The sequence below is a fragment of the Hydrogenophaga intermedia genome (assembly GCF_023715105.1).
In the GTDB taxonomy this organism is placed as follows: Bacteria; Pseudomonadota; Gammaproteobacteria; order Burkholderiales; family Burkholderiaceae_C; genus Hydrogenophaga; species Hydrogenophaga intermedia_A.
In genome coordinates this window covers 1-1,202 of record NZ_JAMBNO010000075.1, presented here as the reverse complement: position 1 = coordinate 1,202, position 1,202 = coordinate 1, and the positions used below count along the sequence as shown (strand labels likewise).

Here is a 1,202-nt window from a genome sequence, read left to right as displayed (position 1 = left end):
TAGGGAAGGTCTGCAAAACCTCCCTCCCGTTGAACTGGCAAACGGCGTGAAGTGAGGAGAAGATAGGGGCATGAACCAAATCACGCTGGGGCTGGACCCCCTCCACAAGAAGACGCGCAAGGAAGTGTTTCTTGAAGAGATGAACAAGGTCGTGCCATGGCATGCCCTGGTCGCGCTCATCCAGCCGCACGCCCGCGGAGCGCACCAGGCGCTCGGTGGACGCCCACCGTTTGCGGTGGAGACCATGCTGCGCATCCACTGCCTGCAGCTGTGGTGGAACCTGAGCGATCCGGCGATGGAAGAAGAGCTGCACGAGCGCCCCTTGTACCGCCGCTTTGTGGGCCTGGACGGCGCCGCGCGCCTGCCTGATGAGAGCACCATCCTGCGCTTTCGCCACCTGCTGGAGAAGCACCAGCTCGCCCCTCAGGTGCTGGGCACCATCAATGCCGGGCTGGCCCATCAGGGCTTGCTGCTCAAGACCGGGACCGTGGTGGACGCCACCATCATTGCCGCGCCCAGCTCGACCAAGAACAGCAGCGGTGAGCGTGACCCCGAGATGCACCAGACCAAGAAGGGCAACCAATGGCACTTCGGGATGAAGGCGCACATTGGTGTGGACGCCGATTCGGGCCTGGTGCACAGCGTGGTGGGCACGGCGGCCAACGTCAACGACGTGACACAAGCCGGCGCGCTGGTGCATGGAGAAGAGAGCGATGTGTTCGCTGACGCGGGCTACCAAGGTGTGGCCAAGCGCGAAGAGACGCAGGGCATCGAGGCGAACTGGCACGTGGCCATGCGCCCGGGCAAACGCAAGGCGCTGGACAAGAGCACACCCATGGGCGAGATCATGGACAAACTGGAGCAGGCCAAGGCGCGCATCCGGGCGAAGGTGGAACACCCGTTTCGCGTGATCAAGCAGCAGTTTGGTCATGCCAAGGTGCGCTACCGAGGTCTGGCCAAGAACACGGCGCGCCTCACGATGCTGTTTGCGCTGAGCAATCTGTGGATGGTGCGCAAACGACTTTTGAACATTGAGCGGGGATGAGTGCGCCCGCATCCCGGGCGATGCCCTGCGAGGCAGGTCAAAACGGCCGCAGAAGGCCGAAATCCGCCTTCAAAAACCATCGGTATCCGCCTTCCATGTCGTCATCTGAAAATCGACGACTCAGCTCACGCTGCGGCGGGGGTTATGCAGACCTTCC

At 62.6% G+C, this 1,202-nt stretch carries 1 protein-coding gene; it reads left to right on the top strand.

Annotated elements, in window-relative coordinates; genetic code table 11:
* Positions 1 to 70 precede the first annotated feature (70 nt).
* A complete protein-coding gene (locus M3149_RS22620; protein ID WP_026437586.1) occupies positions 71 to 1,045 on the top strand; it encodes an IS5 family transposase in 975 nt (324 codons plus the stop codon).
* The last annotated feature ends 157 nt before the right edge of the window (positions 1,046 to 1,202 follow it).